Consider the following 18,677-nt stretch of genomic DNA (forward strand, 5'->3'; position numbering starts at 1 on the left):
GGCTGCCTAGGAGGGTAAGACGTCAATTTGGATCTCATTAGGGCGCAACAGACGCCGGATATATGTCGCAAGACCGCAAACCATTAACGACCGATACCCCGTTGTGAAAGGTGAATTATCGATTAACGTAAATGTAGTTTGAACAAAGTAGGACATTGACCTTGCTAAACCCGAGGTGACCATATATGTCCTAACTCTTTTTGTGCCCCATTTTACGTAACAAAATGTGGCTCAAATTCGACATAAGATAAATAAATTAGGTGGCTAGATGAGATTGCATGAAATAACGATAGACAATTTTCGTAAACTCAAAGGTTGTACTATTAGCTTTAGGGATTCTACGTTTCTGATTGGTGCAAATAATGCTGGTAAATCAAGCGTTTTCTCGGCAATTCAGCTTTTGCACAGTGCAAAAAATGCGCTGCGAGAAGATTATTCAAAGACTTATAACGAAGAAGATGATCTTTATGAATATTCTGATGAAATAGAAATAGTTGCCAAATATCATAATTTGCCAGATGAAGCTAAGGAGTGGGTAGGCTTTAAAGGTCGAATCATTAAAGTTGAGAACCCTTTACCTGAAGAGACTGAGAACAGTATTGTTTACAAGAAAGTTTGGTCTATAACTCTGTCAAAGCCAAAAGTTTACATGCTTGAGCACCCTAAAGTACCTAAGGAGCAATTTTTTGCGGCTACTCAAGTTTCAGAGCTAGTCGGTGAAACCTATACAGAAGAGTTTCTTAAAGAGTTCTTCGGTGATGGGAACTTTACTAAAAAACTTACTCTTAAAATAGTTAAAGAAAAGCTCGAAGACTTAACCGAATATTGGGAAGTGCAAGATGATCAAGAACCACAATGGGTAGAGAATCCCGGTGGTATACCCGGTAATGTATTGTCTAAATTACCTCGTATCGTTGTTGTTCCTGCTGAATCATGTATCTCTGAATTAACCTCAAGTAATGGAGCTTTACATACCCTTTTAGGTGATCTATTTGAACAGGTTAGAGCTAATTCGGATAACTATGAACAAGCTCAACGTTTTCTAAATGCGCTTGCTTCAGAGTTGAATCCAAGTGATACGGGAACAGACTTTGGTAAGCTGATCCAAGAGTTAAATGGCATGGTGCATAACTTATTTCCAGACTCTTGTGTTCATGTGTCAGCTGCTTTAGATAAACCAGAAAAAGCTATTGAGCCGCAATTTTCTGTTGAGCTGGAAAGTAATGTAAAAGCTGAAGTTTCATACCAAGGGCACGGTATGATACGAGCAACTGCGTTTCAGTTATTACGTTTTGTGCAGGAATTTGTAAATAAAAATGCAGAAAATCCTAGAAGCACCATTTTCTGCTTCGAAGAGCCAGAAATTTATTTACATCCTGCGGCTGCAAACCAACTTCGTGACTCGCTATATGAACTCGCTGGACCAAGCTGTCAAATTGTTGCTACTACGCATTCACCATATATGGTGAACCTTGGTACAGATAAAAGTATTAGTTTAACTAAGTTTTCTTTTAGTGAAGATGGTTTTACTGGTACAACATCGTTCAATCTTGAAAGTGCTTTTTCAGATCTGCAACAAGACGAAAAGCAAAACCTCAAGATGCTTCTAAAAGTGGACGATTATATTTCTAGAATGTTCTTTACCAATAAATGTATATTTGTTGAAGGGGATACAGAAGAAGTTGTTCTTAGGGAAACAATTAAGCGTTTAGCTTCTGATGATAAAGCTCGAGTGATTGGCAACTGTGAATTTTTAAGAGCCCGAGGTAAAGCAGTTTTGATTTCGATAGCAAAATATTTAAATGCACTCGATATAAATTATATCTTTATGCATGATCGCGATGCTGGTACTCCTAGAGCAGAGGCTATGAATACTCCGATACTCACTCAAGCGGGAGCTGAACGCAGAATTATGATCGAGGAATGCATTGAAGATCTATTGGGCTACGCTGCACCTTCCCATGAGAAACCATATAAAGCTTATGAACATATTTTAGAAAACTGGGGAGACGATTTTAATGATCTACCAGAACGTTGGAAAAGCATATTTTTAGTTCTTTGTTCACCATACTTAGATCACCTAAAACCAGCCCCATAACAAATTTCTTAAACGGGAAAACAGTTTGCTATCGTTTCGCGATTATAGCGAACCTTTATTTTCCGCTTAGCAAGGCGTTAGTTGCAGAGCTAACATTTCGTTAATAAAATATATATTTAATAAACACGACAGAGCAAGGATGTACAGTGAAAAGCATCAACATTATATCTCTTATCCAAGCACACAACGCTTTAACCCAGCCAGAATACGCAAACTTTATAAAATATTATGGTGTAGATATTAGTGATGATGAAGTCAGTGACTTAACTGTATTGTCCGCTAATATTTATGAGATTATTAAATATTCCCAAGTGTTTAATTCTTTTTACATTGGATATAAAATCCAGCACATTAGCAAAGAATTTGATTTGTTGAGGTTTGGTGACAACTACACTGTTAACATCGAATTAAAAAAAAGTAGTACAGAAGAAAAAATAAAGAAACAGTTAATTAGAAATAGGTACTATCTCAGCCATATAAATAGGGTGGTACACAACTTAAGTTTCGTAGTTGAAACTAATACACTTTATAAACTTAATGTGAGAAGTGAACTTGAAACTATAGGTTTTAGTGAGTTAGTTCAATTATTGATTGGCCAACAATTGAAAAATATTGACAATCCAGACTTACTTTTTAACCCTTCTGACTATCTTGTTTCACCTTTTAATTCGACAAGTAAATTTCTGAATGAATTATACTTCTTAACTGGTCAACAAGAAACGATCAAAGGCAGTGTAATTAAAAATATCAATGCAACAACTCAAAGTTTCATGACTATAAATGGGGGACCAGGTACTGGGAAGACCCTTTTAACGTATGATATTGTCAAAGATTTAAAAGATAGAAAAAATACGTTAATCGTTCACTGTGGTCAGCTAAATAATGGGCATGCTACATTGATATCTGAAGGCTGGAATATTATCCCGATAAAATACTTGACGCAACAAGATGTATCAAGTTTTGATATTGTTGTAGTCGATGAAACGCAAAGGATTTATGCTAATCAACTAGATAAATTAATCTTAGACGCTCAAAACGGCAATATTGATTGTATTTTTTCCTATGATGTACAGCAGACTTTATCTAGAACAGAAAACTCCGATGATATAGACCAAAAAATTAGTGCTCTACCCAATATTCAAAAATATCAATTGTCAGACAAAATAAGAACTAACAAAGAGATAGCAAGCTTTATTAAGTTACTATTCAATAATCGAAGGAGTGATATAAATTTCACAGATCGTGGTAACGTTGACTTTGACTATTTTTCAAATGTTGAAGATGTAAGAAACTATCTTAGCCTCATTAGTGATAATGGTTGGGAAGTACTAAAGTGGACACCGTCTCAATATAACACTGAACACCATGAGTCTTATTCAGATGCCCAGAGTAAAACTGCTCACACAGTTATTGGTCAGGAGTTTGATAATGTAGCTGTAGTTATTGATCGGTTTTTTTCGTACGATGATTCTGGAAAGTTAACTTACAATGCACGTACATATTATGATTCAGTGAAAATGTTGTTTCAAAACATCACTCGTACGAGAAAGAAACTGAAATTAATTATAGTTTCAAATAATCAAGTTTTAGAACGGTGTTTGTCTATAATGGGACATCCTGAATAAAAGCAACTAACAAATTAATCAATTTTGCGCCTTCGGCGCCGGACGCTGCATAGCTGCGCCGGTTATTGAAGCGATACTAAATATATAAAGGAATATCCATGAAAATTAGGTTAGAACATCAAAATATCGGTGCTGCAGTCATGCAGATTGCTGAGCATGAACAGTTTACAGCCATTAATGCATTAAAATTAAATGGTAAACCGATTAGTAACGCTTTCCTTATCAATAGCCATGTTGCTATTTTATGTAAATATGCATCGGAGCCAAATGGAAATGACGAATATGTTTTTACATTTAGCGAAGACCAAATGAAAACTCTTGCTTCCTTACTTCCAAAGCATGATAGCTTATTCTTTGGGTTGGTTTGTGTTGAAGGTGGTGAAATTTGCTGCTTAACAAAAGCTGAGTTTGAGGAGTTGCTTGGTTACCGAAGGGCGTCAGCCGATAAACTTGAATCGCAGTACGCGATATTAGTCACGATTAAAGCTAAATCAAGTTTTCGTGTTTATGTAAACGCGGCAGGGAAAAAAGGGAAGTATGCCGGTAAACAGCTAACCGTTGCCCGTAAAGCTTTCCCTGATGTAATGTTCGGCTAAAAAGGACTGTTACTAATGTCGATTTAGTTGGCAGGATTTAAGACCCGTTACGTGGTTTTGAGGTAGATTTTGTCTGTGTTATGCGTTACTGATGTTATCTAAATAATAGATATGGCTAGAGATGGAACATGCAAAATTCTTTCAATGCGAAAAGTTAACTCTAATCTCACAGAAGTTCACCTATCCCCTGCGAAGTTGCTGCGGGGCGTTGGAATAAATTGCGTGAGTCTCGGCATGGATGCCGAGCTAGCTTTCGGGGTACAGGATGTGCCATCGGAAGCGATAGCAATTTATCCATAAGACCAAGGCTAGTTTCTAATGCATGTAACTTCGCTAGGGGCGGCAAGGGGAGATGCAAGAGGGGGATTGCTGTTGATCCCCTTCTTGCCCTGGTGTGGAATGGAATTCCACGACTTTGATTTTTTATTTTGATTTTAAAGTTAGACATTAAAACCAAAAATAAGGGGCTTCGACTTAGCTCCTTAATTCCAAATTTTGCCTAATTCCCCAAGTGAAGCTCGGGCATTAACGAGTACCAATGACTACTCTGGATCACTCCCTATTCAGGATCATAGTCCAACACTGGCGACAGCCACTTCTCCGTCTCAGCTACAGTCATCCCTTTACGCTTGGCATAATCTTCCACTTGATCACGGCCGATGTTACTCACGCCAAAGTAACGTGATTTCGGGTGGGCAAAATACCAACCCGATACGGCGGCGGTCGGGAACATGGCGTAGCTTTCGGTGATGTTCAAATTAATCGTTTCATCGGGTTTGAGTAAATCCCACAGCAAGCCTTTTTCGGTGTGATCAGGGCAGGCGGGATAACCCGGTGCTGGGCGTATGCCTTTGTACTTTTCACGAATTAACGCATCGTTACTGAGCTGCTCGTCGGCTGCATATCCCCAAAACTCCTTACGTACTCGCTCGTGCATCCGCTCGGCAAAGGCTTCGGCTAAACGGTCGGCTAAACATTTAAGCAAGATTGCGTTGTAGTCGTCGTGATTGGCTTCAAAACGCGCCACATGTTCGTCAATGCCGTGGCCTGTGGTGACCGCAAAGCCGCCCATGTAATCGGCGACGCCTGAGTCTTTGGGGGCAACAAAATCGGCTAAACAGAAGTTGTCGTTACCGACTCGTTCTAACTGCATCCGTAGGTGATGAGTGGTCATTTCTAAAGTGGTGCGCGACTCATCGGTATACAGCTCGATATCATCATGATTCACGGTGTTGGCGGGGAATAAACCGATAACCGCTTTCGCCGTGAGCCATTTTTCGTCGATGATTTGTTTGAGCATCGCTTGGCCATCGGCGAACAGCTTTTGCGCTTCGACGCCGACCACTTTATCTGTGAGGATTTCAGGATAATGTCCGTGTAATTCCCACGAGCGGAAAAACGGGGTCCAGTCGATGCGCTCGACTAAATCTTCTAACGGATAATCGTCAAACACTTGGCGACCAAGTACATGGGGCGTAAAGGGTGTGTAGTTTTCCCAATCGTGTTGGCAGCGGTTTTCACGCGCGGCCTCAATGGTGGTAATTTGTTTGAGTTTGGTTTGCGACAAACGCTTAATACGCATTTCGTCATATTCCACATAGGCGGCGTCTATGGTGGCTTGGCGAGTTTCGTTATTAATCAGCTTGCTGACCATAGGTACAGCCCGTGATGCATCGGCGATGTAAATAGCACCGTGGGGATAATGGGGCGCAATTTTTACCGCAGTATGGATTTTAGAGCAGGTAGCGCCGCCGATAATGGTTGGAATGGTCAAGCCTTCGCGCTGGAAGGTTTTCACGTTATGCACCATTTCATCAAGGCTTGGGGTGATTAACCCAGACATGCCAATAATATCAATATTGTGTTCTTTAACCGCGGCGAGAATACGTTCAACCGACACCATTACGCCTAAATCAAATACTTCAAAACCGTTACAGGCTAGCACTACGCCAACGATATTTTTACCGATATCGTGCACGTCACCTTTTACCGTCACCATTAATATTTTGCCGTTAGATTGGCCAGCAACCTTTTCAAGCTCAATATACGGATTCAAATAAGCGACGGCTTTTTTCATCACTCGCGCCGATTTAACCACCTGCGGCAGGAACATTTTACCTGCACCAAATAGATCGCCGACCACGTTCATGCCGTCCATCAAGGCACCTTCAATCACATCTAACGGACGTTTCGCTTCTTGGCGCGCCGCTTCTGTGTCCTCATCAATAAATTCGGTAATGCCTTTCACTAACGCGTGGGCCAAACGTTGGCTCACTGGCCAGCTGCGCCATTCTAAATCTTCTTTTTTACCGACCTGTGCGTTATCGCCACGGTATTTTTCAGCAATTTCAAGTAACTGCTCTGTGTTGCTCGAATCGGCAATGGGGCAAGGTAGGTTAAGCACCACGTTTTCGACTAACACTTTAAGCGCAGGATCAATATCGTCATAAATGGCTAACTGACCAGCGTTAACAATGCCCATATCCATGCCTGCTTGAATGGCATGGTATAAAAACACCGCATGAATCGCCTCGCGGACTGGGTTGTTACCGCGAAACGAAAACGACACGTTCGATACGCCGCCCGAGATCATCGCGTGTGGCAAGGTGGCTTTAATTTCTTTAATGGCTTCAATAAAGTCGACGGCATAGTTGTCGTGCTCATCAATACCGGTGGCAATGGCAAAAATATTCGGGTCGAAGATAATATCTTCTGGCGGAAAGCCGACTTTATCGACCAATACCCGATAGGCGCGGGTACAGATTTCAATTTTACGCGCTTTAGTATCAGCCTGACCTTGCTCGTCAAACGCCATGATAATGGCCGCTGCGCCGTAGCGTTTAACTAAGGTGGCTTGTTCAATAAACTTGGCTTCGCCTTCTTTCAACGAAATCGAGTTAACTATGCCTTTGCCTTGAATGCATTTGAGGCCAGCTTCAATTACTTCCCATTTAGAGGAGTCGATCATAATCGGCACGCGACTGATATCGGGCTCTGAGGCGATTAAGTTTAAAAACTTATGCATAAACTCAGCACCATCGATCATGCCTTCGTCCATGTTGATATCGATGATTTGTGCGCCGTTGATAACTTGCTCGCGGGCAACATCTAACGCTTGCTCAAATTTGCCTTCTTTAATTAGCTTTAAGAACTTGGCTGAACCTGTGACGTTAGTACGCTCGCCCACGTTAACAAACAAAGACTGCGCGTCGATAGTCAGTGGTTCCAAACCCGCTAAACGGCAGGCTACTGGAATGTTAGGTAACGCGCGTGGGTTGTGTTTATCAACGGCTTCACGAATAACGCGAATATGTTCTGGCGTGCTACCACAACAACCACCAATAATATTGAGCATGCCTTCACGCGCCCAATCTTCGATAACGCTCGCCATATCCTCAGGGGTTTCATCGTAACCACCAAACTCATTCGGTAGACCCGCGTTAGGGTGCGCCGACACATAACATTCACTAATGCGCGATAATTCTTCGACATAGGGGCGCAGTTCTTTTGGTCCCAAAGCGCAGTTAAGACCGATAGATAATGGCTTGATATGGCGCAGGGAATTATAAAAAGCTTCGGTTGTTTGGCCAGTCAGTGTGCGACCCGATGCATCGGTAATCGTGCCCGAAATCATGATGGGTAATCTGTTTTCAGAATGCTGACCAAATAAGTCGTCAAATACCGATTCGATAGCAAACAGTGCGGCCTTGGCGTTTAGGGTATCGAATATGGTCTCGACCATAATGATATCTGCGCCGCCTTCAATCAGTGCCTTAGTGGATTCTCGGTAAGCACTTACTAACTCGTCGAAGCTTACATTACGATAGCCTGGGTCGTTTACATCTGGGCTAATCGAGCAGGTACGGTTAGTGGGGCCTAATACGCCTGCAACGTAGCGCGGGATACCTGTGGCTGCGGCTACTTCATCACAGGCTTCGCGGGCGAGGCGGGCGCCTGCAAAGTTAATTTCGGCAGACAGCGACTGCATGTCGTAGTCGGCCATAGCGATAGGGGTGGCGTTAAAGGTGTTGGTTTCAATAATATCGGCACCGGCGTTTAAATAGTCGGTGTGAATTTGTTTGATGATGTGTGGCTGCGACAAGACTAATAAGTCGTTGTTACCTTTAACATCCGTGTGCCAATCTTTAAAGCGTTCGCCGCGATAGTCCTCTTCTTCGAGCTTGTGGCCTTGGATCATTGTGCCCATAGCACCGTCTAAGATCAAAATGCGCTCTGCAAGCTGTTTGCGAATGTCTGCCAAAATCTGACTGGCTTTTGTAGAGGGTATCGTCATAAATAGCTACCTTAAATACAGCTAAGCTAAGCCCATGATTAAGCCTAGGATTAAATACAGGATTCGGTTCACAGCACTGCCTAACTATCGACCTTTATTATGCTCAGTGCATTTTATTCTGCTCAGTCGATATTATTAGATATTCACCGCGGACGTTTAAACGTATGGACGTCCATAGTACGCGACTTGTGATCGTCAGTGCAAGGCCAAAATCACCTGACGATTTACCCTGCTCATCGGAGGTTTTTGAGCACTTTTAGCGGTGATTTATTGAGTGAATGTTTTAATGGCAAAGTAACAGGGCTGTTTTCATTGGTATTAAGCCATTTTTTAACAACATAATGGCCATAAAATTAAGTATCACCGCCTGAATGATGTGTTTTTTGAACATTCGCTCTTGAATATTAGCCAAGGAATACGATGAAACAAATACAACTATTATTGCTACGCCACGGCGAGTGTGAAGGCGGCACCATCTTACGCGGGCGCGTAGATGTGCCGTTGAGTGAAACGGGTTGGCAACAAATGTCGGCGGCGGTTGCGGCGCAGGCCAGCGTCTGTAGCGCTATTTATAGTTCAACCTCACGCCGCTGTGCTGACTTTGCCCAAGCTCTGGCGGCCGAGCTGCATTCAACGATGCCGCTATTAAGTGGAGTACCACCGTTAAGTACGGCGCTATCTTCAAATTCGACATCAGCAAGCAGCATATTAACGGCACAGACAAAGCCATTAGAGGCGCAATTTTTGTCAGATTTACAGGAAATAGATTTCGGTGACTGGGACGGACGTAAACTCGATGAGCTTTATCAGCAAGAGGGCGAATATTTAGCCGCCTATTGGCAAAACCCGTGGCAAACACCACCGCCCAACGGTGAGACTATGGCCAGTTTTGAGTCGCGAGTGAACTATGCTATTGAGCAAATACTTGCCGCTGAGTTTGAGCAATTGTCTATCGCGTTAAATTCTATTGTCTTAAATAAAGGTGAGGCTCAAGACGGTACGCTCACGCCTACTGCTAAAATATGGCTAGTGAGCCACGGCGGCGTTATACGCCATTTAATGGCGCGGGCACTGGGGGTTGAACGGGCCGTGGGTTTTTATAGCCAACTTAATTTACCCGTCGCCGCAGTGGTCAAAATTAATGTGCTGCAAGATGAGCAAGGCAGTCGTTATTGGCGTTTAGATTGGCCGAGCGGTCGCTGCGAGTAACGTGACTCGCTGCCGTCGGTTATAACTGCAGGGAGTAACAGAGTTAGTCATCATAGTTAGCCATTAAAAGCATCCGCTAAGTTGAAGATTTTTCTCATCTTAGCGGCGCGATTGTCGATTGCCTATTAGGGTAAATATAGGATAATGCTTTCTCTTGATGTTACTGCTCGCATACGATCCTGTTATAGCGTAGCGGCTAACGTCACAGAAATAGGTGTTGGAAGTTTTTAGTCGTGTGGGAAGATTTAGGCTGATATGGCTAAGCCTCTTTGCCAACTAAAGATTAATTTCAACATAATAGGGAATCGGGGAGCTGCTCGTCAGTCAGCCCGAACTGTGCCCGCAACTGTGAGTCACTTTTATAAAGTTTTAAATATAAAAGTGACAAGTCAGGAGACCTGCCTATTTCTGTTATCGCTGCGTGCAGCTTAAATTCTTGAGCGGGTGACTCGAGGGAGCAGATGACTATGCGTATAACGATTATGTGTACAGCAACTATGTATATTCCTTTTTTAAATGCAGGTGTGGACTCGTTAGGAGCGCCGCGTTGGTGAAACTCTCTGCAATCCAAACAAGCCATGGGTCAAATAGCAAGGATACCATTCCAGCCAGCCCACAAGTTGCGCTTGATGTGAGTCATTTAAGCTGGAGCATTGATGGCAAAACTATTCTTACCGATATTAACTTTGCGTTGCCGACGGGGCAGATGCTTGGGCTGATTGGGCCTAACGGTGCGGGTAAGTCTAGTTTACTGCGCTGTTTGTATCGTTTTGTGCGCCCGACTCAGGGCAAAATCACCTTATTTGGTCAAGATATTGAGCGCTTATCGCCCAAGGCTTTTGCCTGTAGCGTTGCTGTTGTCCAGCAAGATACGCCACATTATTTCGACATGACCACAGAGCAATTGGTTAGCATGGGGTTAACGCCGCACAAGGGCATGTTCGACACTAACTCTAGCAAAGATGGCGAGTGCATTGCTAAAGCGCTCGAAAAAGTCGGCCTCAGCCATAAAATGCACCAGCAATATGAGCGTTTATCGGGCGGTGAAAAACAACGCGCCTTGATCGCTCGTGCCATAGTGCAACAGCCACAACTGCTCATCCTCGATGAACCGACTAATCATCTTGATGTGCGCTATCAAATTCAAATTCTTGAGCTGGTGCGCAGTTTGGGTATTAGTGTGATTGCTTCCATCCACGATCTTAATTTGGCCAGCGCCCTGTGTGACAGCTTATTGTTAATCCACAACGGCGAGGTCAGTGCGATGGGCACACCGACAGAGGTATTAACTGAAGCGCGTATCGCCGATGTGTTCGGAGTATGTGCTCAGGTGTCCGTCCATCCGCAGCATAAAAAGCCCTTAATCAGCTATTTTTATGGTTACCATGATGCAACCCATAACGGGGATAAACGAGGTGAGAGCGAATGATTCAGACGAGTCAACAACGCAGTATTGCACCTCAAACTTGGGGTCTATGGTGACACTTTTGACAAGACAACAGTTGATGCTGCTGGCGTTAGCCATGCTGACATTAATGACACCGATAGCCGCAACCAGTTTTGGCGCGGCAAACATCAGCTTTATGGATGTTATCCACGTGTTTATCAATAAGGTTGCCAACATTACTCAGGCAAGCGGTATGACTGAGCGCATCGTAATGGAGCTCAGGCTGCCGCGTATTTTGCTGGCATTTGTGGCGGGGGCAGGCTTGTCACTGGCGGGCAGTGTATTGCAAACCGTGACCCGCAATCCGCTGGCAGACCCGTATTTATTTGGTATTAGCTCTGGGGCTTCCTTTGGCGCTGTGGTGATGTTGACGCTGTTTACCGGTTCAGGATTTTTTGATAATGCCGCGATGGCGGCTTACTCGGGGATTTTTAGCGGTTCGGGTGCATTGTCTGGATTGTTGTGGTTTAGCCTACCTTTAGGGGCTTTTATTGGCGCCAGTTTGTCGGTGTTGATTGTGTTAGCGTTATCGGGTCTTGGGCTTAATAGCCAAGTCGAGCGCATGCTGCTTTCGGGCGTGGCAACCTCCTTTATGTTTGGCGCCTTAACCAGTTTACTGTTGTATTTTGCCAGTCCGCAGGCCACTGCATCGGTATTGTTTTGGAGTTTAGGCAGTTTTGCTAAGGCCAGTTGGTCGTTACTTATTTTGCCGACTCTGGTTGTTGGGGTGAGCTTATTGATTATCTTAGGCATGAAGCGGCAGATTATGGCGCTGCAAGCAGGGGATGAAACCGCCCATACCTTAGGGGTAAATGTACCTAAGTTACGACTCAGCATGTTGTTACTGTGCTCGTTAATTACCGCAGTATTGGTTGCCACCTGTGGCGGTATTGGGTTTGTCGGTTTAATGATCCCCCATACCGTGCGTATGCTATTTCCCGGTCGCCAGCCGATTTTATTAACGGCGTTGGTGGGCGGATTATTTATGGTGTGGATTGATGTATTAGCGCGCTGTTTGTTGGGTAATCAAGAGTTACCCGTAGGCATTATTACTGCCGCTATCGGCAGCTTATTCTTTTTACTGATTTTGCGTCGGCGCAGGGTGGTGGGGTAAGCCTGTGCGTGGTGATTTTTAATCATGTAATTCAGTTCAATTCAATCTAGTTCAATTAAGTTAAGTGGAGTCGGGATGTTTCAATCAGCCGTATCTTTTAAAATAAGCCCAGTGAGTAACGCGCAGGATCAAATGATTCAGCAGAAGATTGATCTTAAAACTAAACCGCTTGGCGCCTTAGGCCTGCTTGAATCCTTAGCGTTACAGATTGCCCGCGTGCAAGGCGCAACGTTGCCACAAGATACACTAAAAATCGCTCATCCAACTCTGTTAGTGTTTGCGGGAGATCATGGCATTGCCGCGCAGGGAGTATCGATTGCGCCGAGCGAAGTCACGCGCCAAATGGTGCAAAATTTTGCCCATGGCGGCGCGGCGATTAATGTGTTTTGTCGACAGGTCGGCTTTAAACTCGAAGTGATTGATTGCGGTATTTTAACGCCAGTTGAAGGTGTTGAGGGCATTATTAATCAACGCCTTGGCGCCGGGACTGAGGCGATTCATTTAGCGCCCGCCATGGCGCTAAATACTGTCGATAAAGGCTTTGTCATGGCGCGTGATTTAATAGAACGCCACCATCAAGCAGGTTGTAATTTGATTGCCTTTGGCGAAATGGGTATAGGTAATACCTCGGCGGCAGCAGCGATTATGGCGGCAATGATGCAACTCAATGTGGCTGATTGCGTGGGTCGCGGTACGGGGATTAATGCTGAGACCTTAGCACGAAAGCTGGCGTTAATTGAGCAGGCTTTGCAGTTGCATCAACACGCCTTAACGGGGCCCAAAGCCGTGTTAGCCTGCTTAGGCGGATTTGAAATTGTGCAAATGACAGGAGCAATATTAGCCGCGGCTGAACGCAAAATGCTGGTGGTGATAGACGGTTTTATCGCGACAGCGGCGGCGTTAGTGGCGGTAAACATTGCGCCGAATGTGCGCGATTATTTAATTTTTGCCCATCAGTCTGACGAACAAGGCCACCTGCGTATGTTAGATTTTTTACAGGCTAAACCCTTGTTGGCCCTCGGGTTAAGATTAGGCGAAGGCACTGGCGCCGCTTTAGCATTGCCGCTTATTCAAGCTGCAGTAAATTTTTACAACCAAATGGCGAGTTTTAGTGATGCTGGGATTGAGGCTGTTGTATGATGTACTCTGCTAAGTCTCTTATTTTACTTATTTAAAATAATAACTGTTAGCCAACTGTTTTAATCTTAAATCGTATAGCAAGTGTGAACTCACTAAGGATGCTTTATGTCAGAACGCGAAAGCTGGCACAAAGAAATAGATTTGTTTTTTGTTGCCATGGGCTATTTTACCCGCATTCCTATGCCGAGCTGGGTTGAAGTCGATAGTGATAAGCTGAATAAAGCCAGCCGTTATTTCGGTCTGGTCGGTCTTTTGGTCGGCCTGCTCAGTGCCATTGTGTTTTGGCTGACGCAGAACTGGCTCCCCGCTGGTGTTTCTGTACTGTTGGCTATGCTCGTTGGCGTATTGCTTACGGGGGGATTCCATGAAGATGGCCTCGCCGATACCTTTGATGGTTTTGGTGGTGGTTGGACGGTCGAAGATAAGCTACGGATCATGAAGGACTCGCGCCTTGGCAGCTATGGCGCCTTGGCGCTAATGTTGGCTCTGCTGCTGAAATGGCAGTTGTTAGTCGAGTTGGCCCTGTACGATCCTGTGGTGGCGGGCTCGGCGCTTATTGTGGCGCACACAGTGAGCCGTGTGGTATCGGCGAGTATTATCTTTAGCGAAAAATATGTTCGCGATGATGAGACCAGTAAGTCAAAGCCGTTATCGCAACATCAAGGGATTAATGATCTGTTTATCCTGCTCGCCAGTGGCGTGCTAGTACTGTTATTCCTCAAAGGATTAGCTGCCTTATCATTATTATTGGTGATGATAGGGTTACGCCGTTTGATTATCGTGATATTCAGACGTCAAATTGGCGGTTACACAGGTGATACCTTAGGCGCGGCGCAGCAAATAGCTGAAATCGTGTGTTATTTTGTATTACTCGTTGTCGGTAGCATACTGTGATCCACCTCGTGCTAGGCGGCGCCCGTAGCGGTAAAAGTCGTTACGGTGAAGCCTTAGTGCGTCAATATACAGCGCTGGGTTTTGATGCCTGTTATGTGGCGACGGCGCAGGCGCTAGATGATGAAATGGCAACACGCATCGCCAAGCATCAAGCGGGCCGTTCTGACGATGGCGTTGAGTGGAAATTGTTTGAGGAACCACTGGCATTGACGGCCACATTAGCGCGCTTAGCCAAACCTGGGCGAGTAATTTTAGTCGACTGTTTAACCCTGTGGTTAACCAATCAATTACTCGTATCCAATCATCAAGTTAATGATGAACCCGCGCCGACGGAGTGGAGTGCCTCAGACTTTGTCACTACAACGTCAACAGATAAAGCTTTAGCGAATTGGCAGGCAGAAAAAACCGCTTTTGTGGATGCGCTGACGGAGCTTGAAGGCGTGGTGATTTTGGTCAGTAACGAAGTCGGCTCTGGCATAGTGCCCTTAGGTGAGTTGAGCCGACAATTTGTTGACGAAGCCGGCTGGTTAAACCAAGCCGTTGCTGCCTTAGCGGATAATGTCACCTTAGTGGTCGCGGGCTTACCCTTAGCACTAAAACCGCTTTAGGCTGTTTTAGACTTTATTGGCTTACATGAGTGGCTTACATGATTTTCACGCTGAGCTTTATTGTTAATTTCTGCAAACCCAAGCCGTGAGTCACATAAAACCTCCGCCCGTCACCGATTAAATCTAGCTCACTGCATGGCTATCCCTAGATATTGAACAGTGTGCTGGTCGGCAGGAGCAGGGCTAACGATTAGCCACAACACACTGATATTTGAAACAGCTCGACCCGTTAGTTGATGTGTTATACAAACATTTAGGCATGCCAACATGACAGGCAATTTTAGAAACATACGTCTTAGCAGCAAAGCGAAGGAAAAACCATGACAGCACAAAACGATAACGAGCCAACGCAAATTAAAGCCGAGCGCCACAAAGAGCGCCAACAAAAACTTAAACAAGGTGTTGATGCCAAAATTGCCGCCGCCCAAGAAGAAAAGGGCATTTTACTGGTGTTAACTGGTAACGGCAAAGGTAAGTCGACTTCAGGTTTTGGCACAGTTGCCCGCGCTGTCGGTCACGGTAAAAAAGCCGCGGTAGTGCAATTTATTAAAGGCACTTGGGAATGCGGGGAACGCAATTTACTCGAAGGCGCTGGGGTTGCGTTTCATGTCATGGGCACAGGTTTTACGTGGGAAACCCAAGATAAAGAGAAGGATACCGCAGCCGCCATACTCGCATGGGAAATCGCCGAGCAATTATTGCAAGATGAGAGCATAGATTGCGTGATGCTCGATGAATTGACGTACATGGTGAGTTATCACTATTTGGATGTCGAGCGCGTGCTCACTGCACTGCGTAATCGCCCACCAATGCAGCATGTGATTATCACCGGCCGAGCTTGTCACCGTGCCATCATCGAACTGGCCGATACGGTGAGCGAAGTACAGCCGTTGAAACACGCCTTTGAGGCAGGTATAAAAGCGCAGCAAGGTTTTGATTATTGATTTATGGCCAATGAGTTTATGGCTATTTGATTAAAAGTTACTCCATCAAGTCGCCATGAGCTGATACCTATGCTGCCTATGATTGCAGGATTAACATTAAAGGGATGACGATGAAACGCTATTATGTTGGCTGCATATTGGGTCTGAGTATTTTGCTTTCTCAGCACGTATTAGCCAAACCTGCCCAACGTATTATTGCGCTTTCGCCCCATGCGGTAGAAATGCTCTACGCCATAGGCGCGGGTGATGCCATTGTCGCCACCACAGATTATGCAGATTATCCTGAGGCTGCCAAAAAAATTCCGCGCATTGGTGGCTATTATGGCATTCAAATGGAGCGAGTGTTTGAGCTTAACCCTGATTTGATTGTGGTGTGGGATACGGGTAATAAAGCCGAAGATATCAATCAGCTTAAATCGCTTGGCTTTAATCTTTATGGTAGCGATCCCAAGACCTTAGACGCAATTGCTACAGAGCTTGAAGAGTTAGGGCAATTAACCGGACACGTTGAAGAGGCGCGTAACGCTGCGACTATTTATCGTGCTGAGCTAAGCCGTTTACGGGCAGAGAATACCAGTAAATCCGCACCTAAGGTGTTTTATCAACTCTGGTCTACGCCCTTGATGACAGTTTCTAAAAACAGTTGGATCCAGCAGATTATTGATGTGTGCCATGGTGAAAATGTGTTTTACACTGCCGCCAGTGATTATCCGCAGGTGAGTTTAGAAAACGTGTTACTGACCCTGCCCGAAGTGATTTTACAGAGCCAAGAAGAAGGCAATGTAAAAGGTGTTGATTGGAGCCAATGGCCTGAGATCCCTGCGGTTAAAAAGCAGCGTATTTATCAAATCGATGCCGATTTATTGCACCGTGCTACGCCCAGAGCGTTACTCGGTGTGCAAGCCTTGTGTCGCGCGCTGGATAAAGCACGTTAAACAGAAAAGCCAGACAGATAATCCTGCCTGGCTTTTAGTCGCATTTTTTACTTCATGGATTAGAACGGCGCGTTAATATCAACCACATTAATCAGTTTGTGGTTTACAAACTCTTTTAAGCCTAAACCAATTAGCTCACGTCCATAACCTGAACGACGCACCCCACCAAAGGGTAAATCGGCCTTGACCATAGTTGGATGATTAACAAACATCATGCCGGTTGAAACCTGCTTAGCGACCGCTAAACCGCGTTTATTATCAGCCGTAAACACTGAGCCACCCAGACCAAAGGGTGAGTCGTTGGCGATATCAATCGCTTCTTGTTCATCTTTCGCTTTGAGGATCATCGATATAGGGCCGAAAAACTCCCAATAGTAGGCGGGGTTATCTGGCGTGACATTAGTCAATATCGTCGGCTGCACAAAGGCACCTTTTTCTGGCACTTTAGGGCCGACTTCAGTAGCTGTTGCACCATGTTTTACCGCATCACGCACTTTTTGCTTCACTTCATCGGCAGCTGCCTGAGAAGATAACGGGGCCAATGTGGTGGTGGGATCCATAGGATCGCCCGCTTTTAGCGCTTCCACACCTTTGATATAGCCTTGCATAAACTCATCATAAATGGCTTCAACTAAGATCATCCGCTTGGACGACACGCAAACCTGACCTGCGTTCCAGTGACGGCCAAACACTGCCCAATCAATAGTTTTTGGCAGTTCGGCATCTTCAAGCACGATGAAAGCATCAGCCCCGCCGAGTTCTAAGGTGGATTTTTTCAGCGCTTTACCAGCTTGTGCGGCAATCATTGCGCCTGCGCCCTCAGAACCTGTGAGTGCCACCCCATGTACTTTGGGGGAGTTAATAATGTATTCAATTTGGTCGCGTGTTGCATACAGGTTTTGGAATACACCTTGTGGCAGGCCTGCATCGCGCATCAGACCTTCAAAGGCTGCGGCGCATTGCGGCACATTGGACGCGTGTTTGAGCAGTAACGTGTTTCCGACGGATATCTGCGGCGCCAAAATTCGGGCAATTTGATAGTAAGGGAAGTTCCAAGGTTCGATAGCCAGCAACACGCCAAGGGGGTCGTGAACCAGTATCGCTTCACCTTCTGCGGGATCGGCTACTGGCAGTTTTTGCGGGGCTAATAGTCGCTCGGTATGTTCGGCGTAATATTCGAGAATTTGCGCTGAAAGCTCGACCTCAGCTTCGGCTTCTGCAATCACTTTGCCCATTTCTAACGTCAACAACTTAGCATATTGCCGCTTGTTATCTCTGAGAATGGTTGCAGCCTTAGACAGTATTGCGGCTTTGTCGGCAAAGGGAGTGGTTCGCCAAGCCAAAAAAGCCTGATGGGCGGAGTCTATCGCCTGCGTGACTTCGGTATCTGTTGCATTGGGAAATTCTTTGATGAGTTCTCCCGTATAGGGATTGATCGTTGTATAAGCCATATGTTCCTCCAAGCGTTCAACGAATAGAGTGACAATGCCAAGTCTTGGCATTAAGGGTAAATGTCTTTAATTTGCCATCGCCCTTGTCATTAACGATAAGGTCAGGGATTAACCTTCTACCTTTCTACCCACTCTAATCCGCGAGAGATGTGAGCCAGATCGCAGGGATTAAGATATCAACCTTGTTTTTTGGCTTTTCATACTTTCGTTTTGGTTGGCTTAGTTTTTTATTAAACAACCCGAGTTGGCGCGACAATAAAGCCGCCAAAGACAGGTTAAGGGGCACTAATGCTGTGAGTATTTGGTTGATATCTTGCGTATG

The 18,677-nt window shown here is 44.9% G+C and carries 13 protein-coding genes and 1 riboswitch; of the genes, 11 read left to right on the forward strand and 2 right to left on the reverse strand.

Annotation, left to right across the window (positions count from 1 at the left end; all coding sequences use genetic code 11):
- Positions 1-268: 268 nt before the first annotated feature.
- The 3 genes from L2717_RS11595 (at position 269) to L2717_RS11605 (ending at position 4,319) form a co-directional block, all read left to right on the forward strand.
- Positions 269-2,098 (forward strand): AAA family ATPase, encoded by a 1,830-nt coding sequence (locus tag L2717_RS11595; RefSeq protein ID WP_248938056.1) that lies wholly within the window; start codon positions 269-271, stop codon positions 2,096-2,098.
- 146 nt (positions 2,099-2,244) lie between these two features.
- A complete protein-coding gene (locus L2717_RS18200) occupies positions 2,245-3,723 on the forward strand; it encodes a DNA/RNA helicase domain-containing protein (RefSeq protein ID WP_248938057.1) in 1,479 nt (492 codons plus the stop codon).
- 98 nt (positions 3,724-3,821) lie between these two features.
- Complete coding sequence (locus tag L2717_RS11605; protein WP_220773905.1) at positions 3,822-4,319, forward strand: hypothetical protein; 498 nt, start codon at positions 3,822-3,824, stop codon at positions 4,317-4,319.
- A 559-nt stretch (positions 4,320-4,878) separates the two neighbouring features.
- On the opposite strand, the gene metH is transcribed toward L2717_RS11605, so the two are convergent.
- The gene (gene metH / locus L2717_RS11610) at positions 4,879-8,613 is read right to left on the reverse strand and encodes a methionine synthase (protein WP_220773906.1); all 3,735 of its coding nucleotides are present in this window, start codon (positions 8,611-8,613) and stop codon (positions 4,879-4,881) included.
- Between the two features lie 420 nt (positions 8,614-9,033).
- Between metH and L2717_RS11615 the strand changes: the two genes are divergently transcribed.
- The 8 genes from L2717_RS11615 to L2717_RS11650 all read left to right on the forward strand — a co-directional run bounded on the left by L2717_RS11615 (position 9,034) and on the right by L2717_RS11650 (position 16,904).
- Complete coding sequence (locus tag L2717_RS11615; protein ID WP_220773907.1) at positions 9,034-9,822, forward strand: histidine phosphatase family protein; 789 nt, start codon at positions 9,034-9,036, stop codon at positions 9,820-9,822.
- Positions 9,823-10,085: 263 nt separating this feature from the next.
- Positions 10,086-10,242: riboswitch (cobalamin riboswitch) on the forward strand.
- 130 nt (positions 10,243-10,372) lie between these two features.
- Positions 10,373-11,251 (forward strand): ABC transporter ATP-binding protein, encoded by an 879-nt coding sequence (locus tag L2717_RS11620; protein ID WP_220773908.1) that lies wholly within the window; start codon positions 10,373-10,375, stop codon positions 11,249-11,251.
- A gap of 46 nt (positions 11,252-11,297) precedes the next feature.
- Positions 11,298-12,383, forward strand: coding sequence for a FecCD family ABC transporter permease (locus tag L2717_RS11625; RefSeq protein WP_220773917.1), 1,086 nt, complete (start codon positions 11,298-11,300; stop codon positions 12,381-12,383).
- 75 nt (positions 12,384-12,458) lie between these two features.
- Positions 12,459-13,523, forward strand: coding sequence for a nicotinate-nucleotide--dimethylbenzimidazole phosphoribosyltransferase (gene cobT, locus L2717_RS11630; RefSeq protein WP_220773909.1), 1,065 nt, complete (start codon positions 12,459-12,461; stop codon positions 13,521-13,523).
- 105 nt (positions 13,524-13,628) lie between these two features.
- A complete protein-coding gene (locus L2717_RS11635) occupies positions 13,629-14,417 on the forward strand; it encodes an adenosylcobinamide-GDP ribazoletransferase (protein WP_220773910.1) in 789 nt (262 codons plus the stop codon).
- The gene (gene cobU, locus L2717_RS11640) at positions 14,414-15,025 is read left to right on the forward strand and encodes a bifunctional adenosylcobinamide kinase/adenosylcobinamide-phosphate guanylyltransferase (RefSeq protein ID WP_220773911.1); all 612 of its coding nucleotides are present in this window, start codon (positions 14,414-14,416) and stop codon (positions 15,023-15,025) included. Before L2717_RS11635 ends, cobU begins: the two co-directional genes overlap by 4 nt.
- Before the next feature lie 320 nt (positions 15,026-15,345).
- Positions 15,346-15,969, forward strand: a complete 624-nt coding sequence (gene cobO / locus L2717_RS11645) for a cob(I)yrinic acid a,c-diamide adenosyltransferase (protein WP_220773912.1) — start codon at positions 15,346-15,348, stop codon at positions 15,967-15,969.
- Between the two features lie 110 nt (positions 15,970-16,079).
- On the forward strand, positions 16,080-16,904 hold the full coding sequence (locus L2717_RS11650) for a cobalamin-binding protein (RefSeq protein WP_246611769.1): 825 nt from the start codon (positions 16,080-16,082) through the stop codon (positions 16,902-16,904).
- A gap of 59 nt (positions 16,905-16,963) precedes the next feature.
- Here L2717_RS11650 and L2717_RS11655 read toward each other — a convergent pair whose 3' ends face one another.
- Positions 16,964-18,355 (reverse strand): NAD-dependent succinate-semialdehyde dehydrogenase, encoded by a 1,392-nt coding sequence (locus L2717_RS11655; protein WP_220773914.1) that lies wholly within the window; start codon positions 18,353-18,355, stop codon positions 16,964-16,966.
- Positions 18,356-18,677: the final 322 nt, after the last annotated feature.

Origin of the sequence: Shewanella glacialipiscicola (genome assembly GCF_023283485.1) — a bacterium.
Lineage (GTDB): Bacteria > Pseudomonadota > Gammaproteobacteria > Enterobacterales > Shewanellaceae > Shewanella > Shewanella glacialipiscicola.

Bases quoted from the DNA above. Each gene is read 5' to 3' on its own strand.
- metH (WP_220773906.1), bottom strand. From the start codon at position 8,613: ATGACGATACCCTCTACAAAAGCCAGTCAGATTTTGGCAGACATTCGC.
- L2717_RS11595 (WP_248938056.1), top strand. From the start codon at position 269: ATGAGATTGCATGAAATAACGATAGACAATTTTCGTAAACTCAAAGGT.
- cobT (WP_220773909.1), top strand. From the start codon at position 12,459: ATGTTTCAATCAGCCGTATCTTTTAAAATAAGCCCAGTGAGTAACGCG.
- L2717_RS11655 (WP_220773914.1), bottom strand. From the start codon at position 18,355: ATGGCTTATACAACGATCAATCCCTATACGGGAGAACTCATCAAAGAA.
- L2717_RS11615 (WP_220773907.1), top strand. From the start codon at position 9,034: ATGAAACAAATACAACTATTATTGCTACGCCACGGCGAGTGTGAAGGC.
- cobO (WP_220773912.1), top strand. From the start codon at position 15,346: ATGACAGCACAAAACGATAACGAGCCAACGCAAATTAAAGCCGAGCGC.
- L2717_RS11635 (WP_220773910.1), top strand. From the start codon at position 13,629: ATGTCAGAACGCGAAAGCTGGCACAAAGAAATAGATTTGTTTTTTGTT.
- L2717_RS11650 (WP_246611769.1), top strand. From the start codon at position 16,080: ATGAAACGCTATTATGTTGGCTGCATATTGGGTCTGAGTATTTTGCTT.
- L2717_RS11605 (WP_220773905.1), top strand. From the start codon at position 3,822: ATGAAAATTAGGTTAGAACATCAAAATATCGGTGCTGCAGTCATGCAG.
- L2717_RS11625 (WP_220773917.1), top strand. From the start codon at position 11,298: ATGGTGACACTTTTGACAAGACAACAGTTGATGCTGCTGGCGTTAGCC.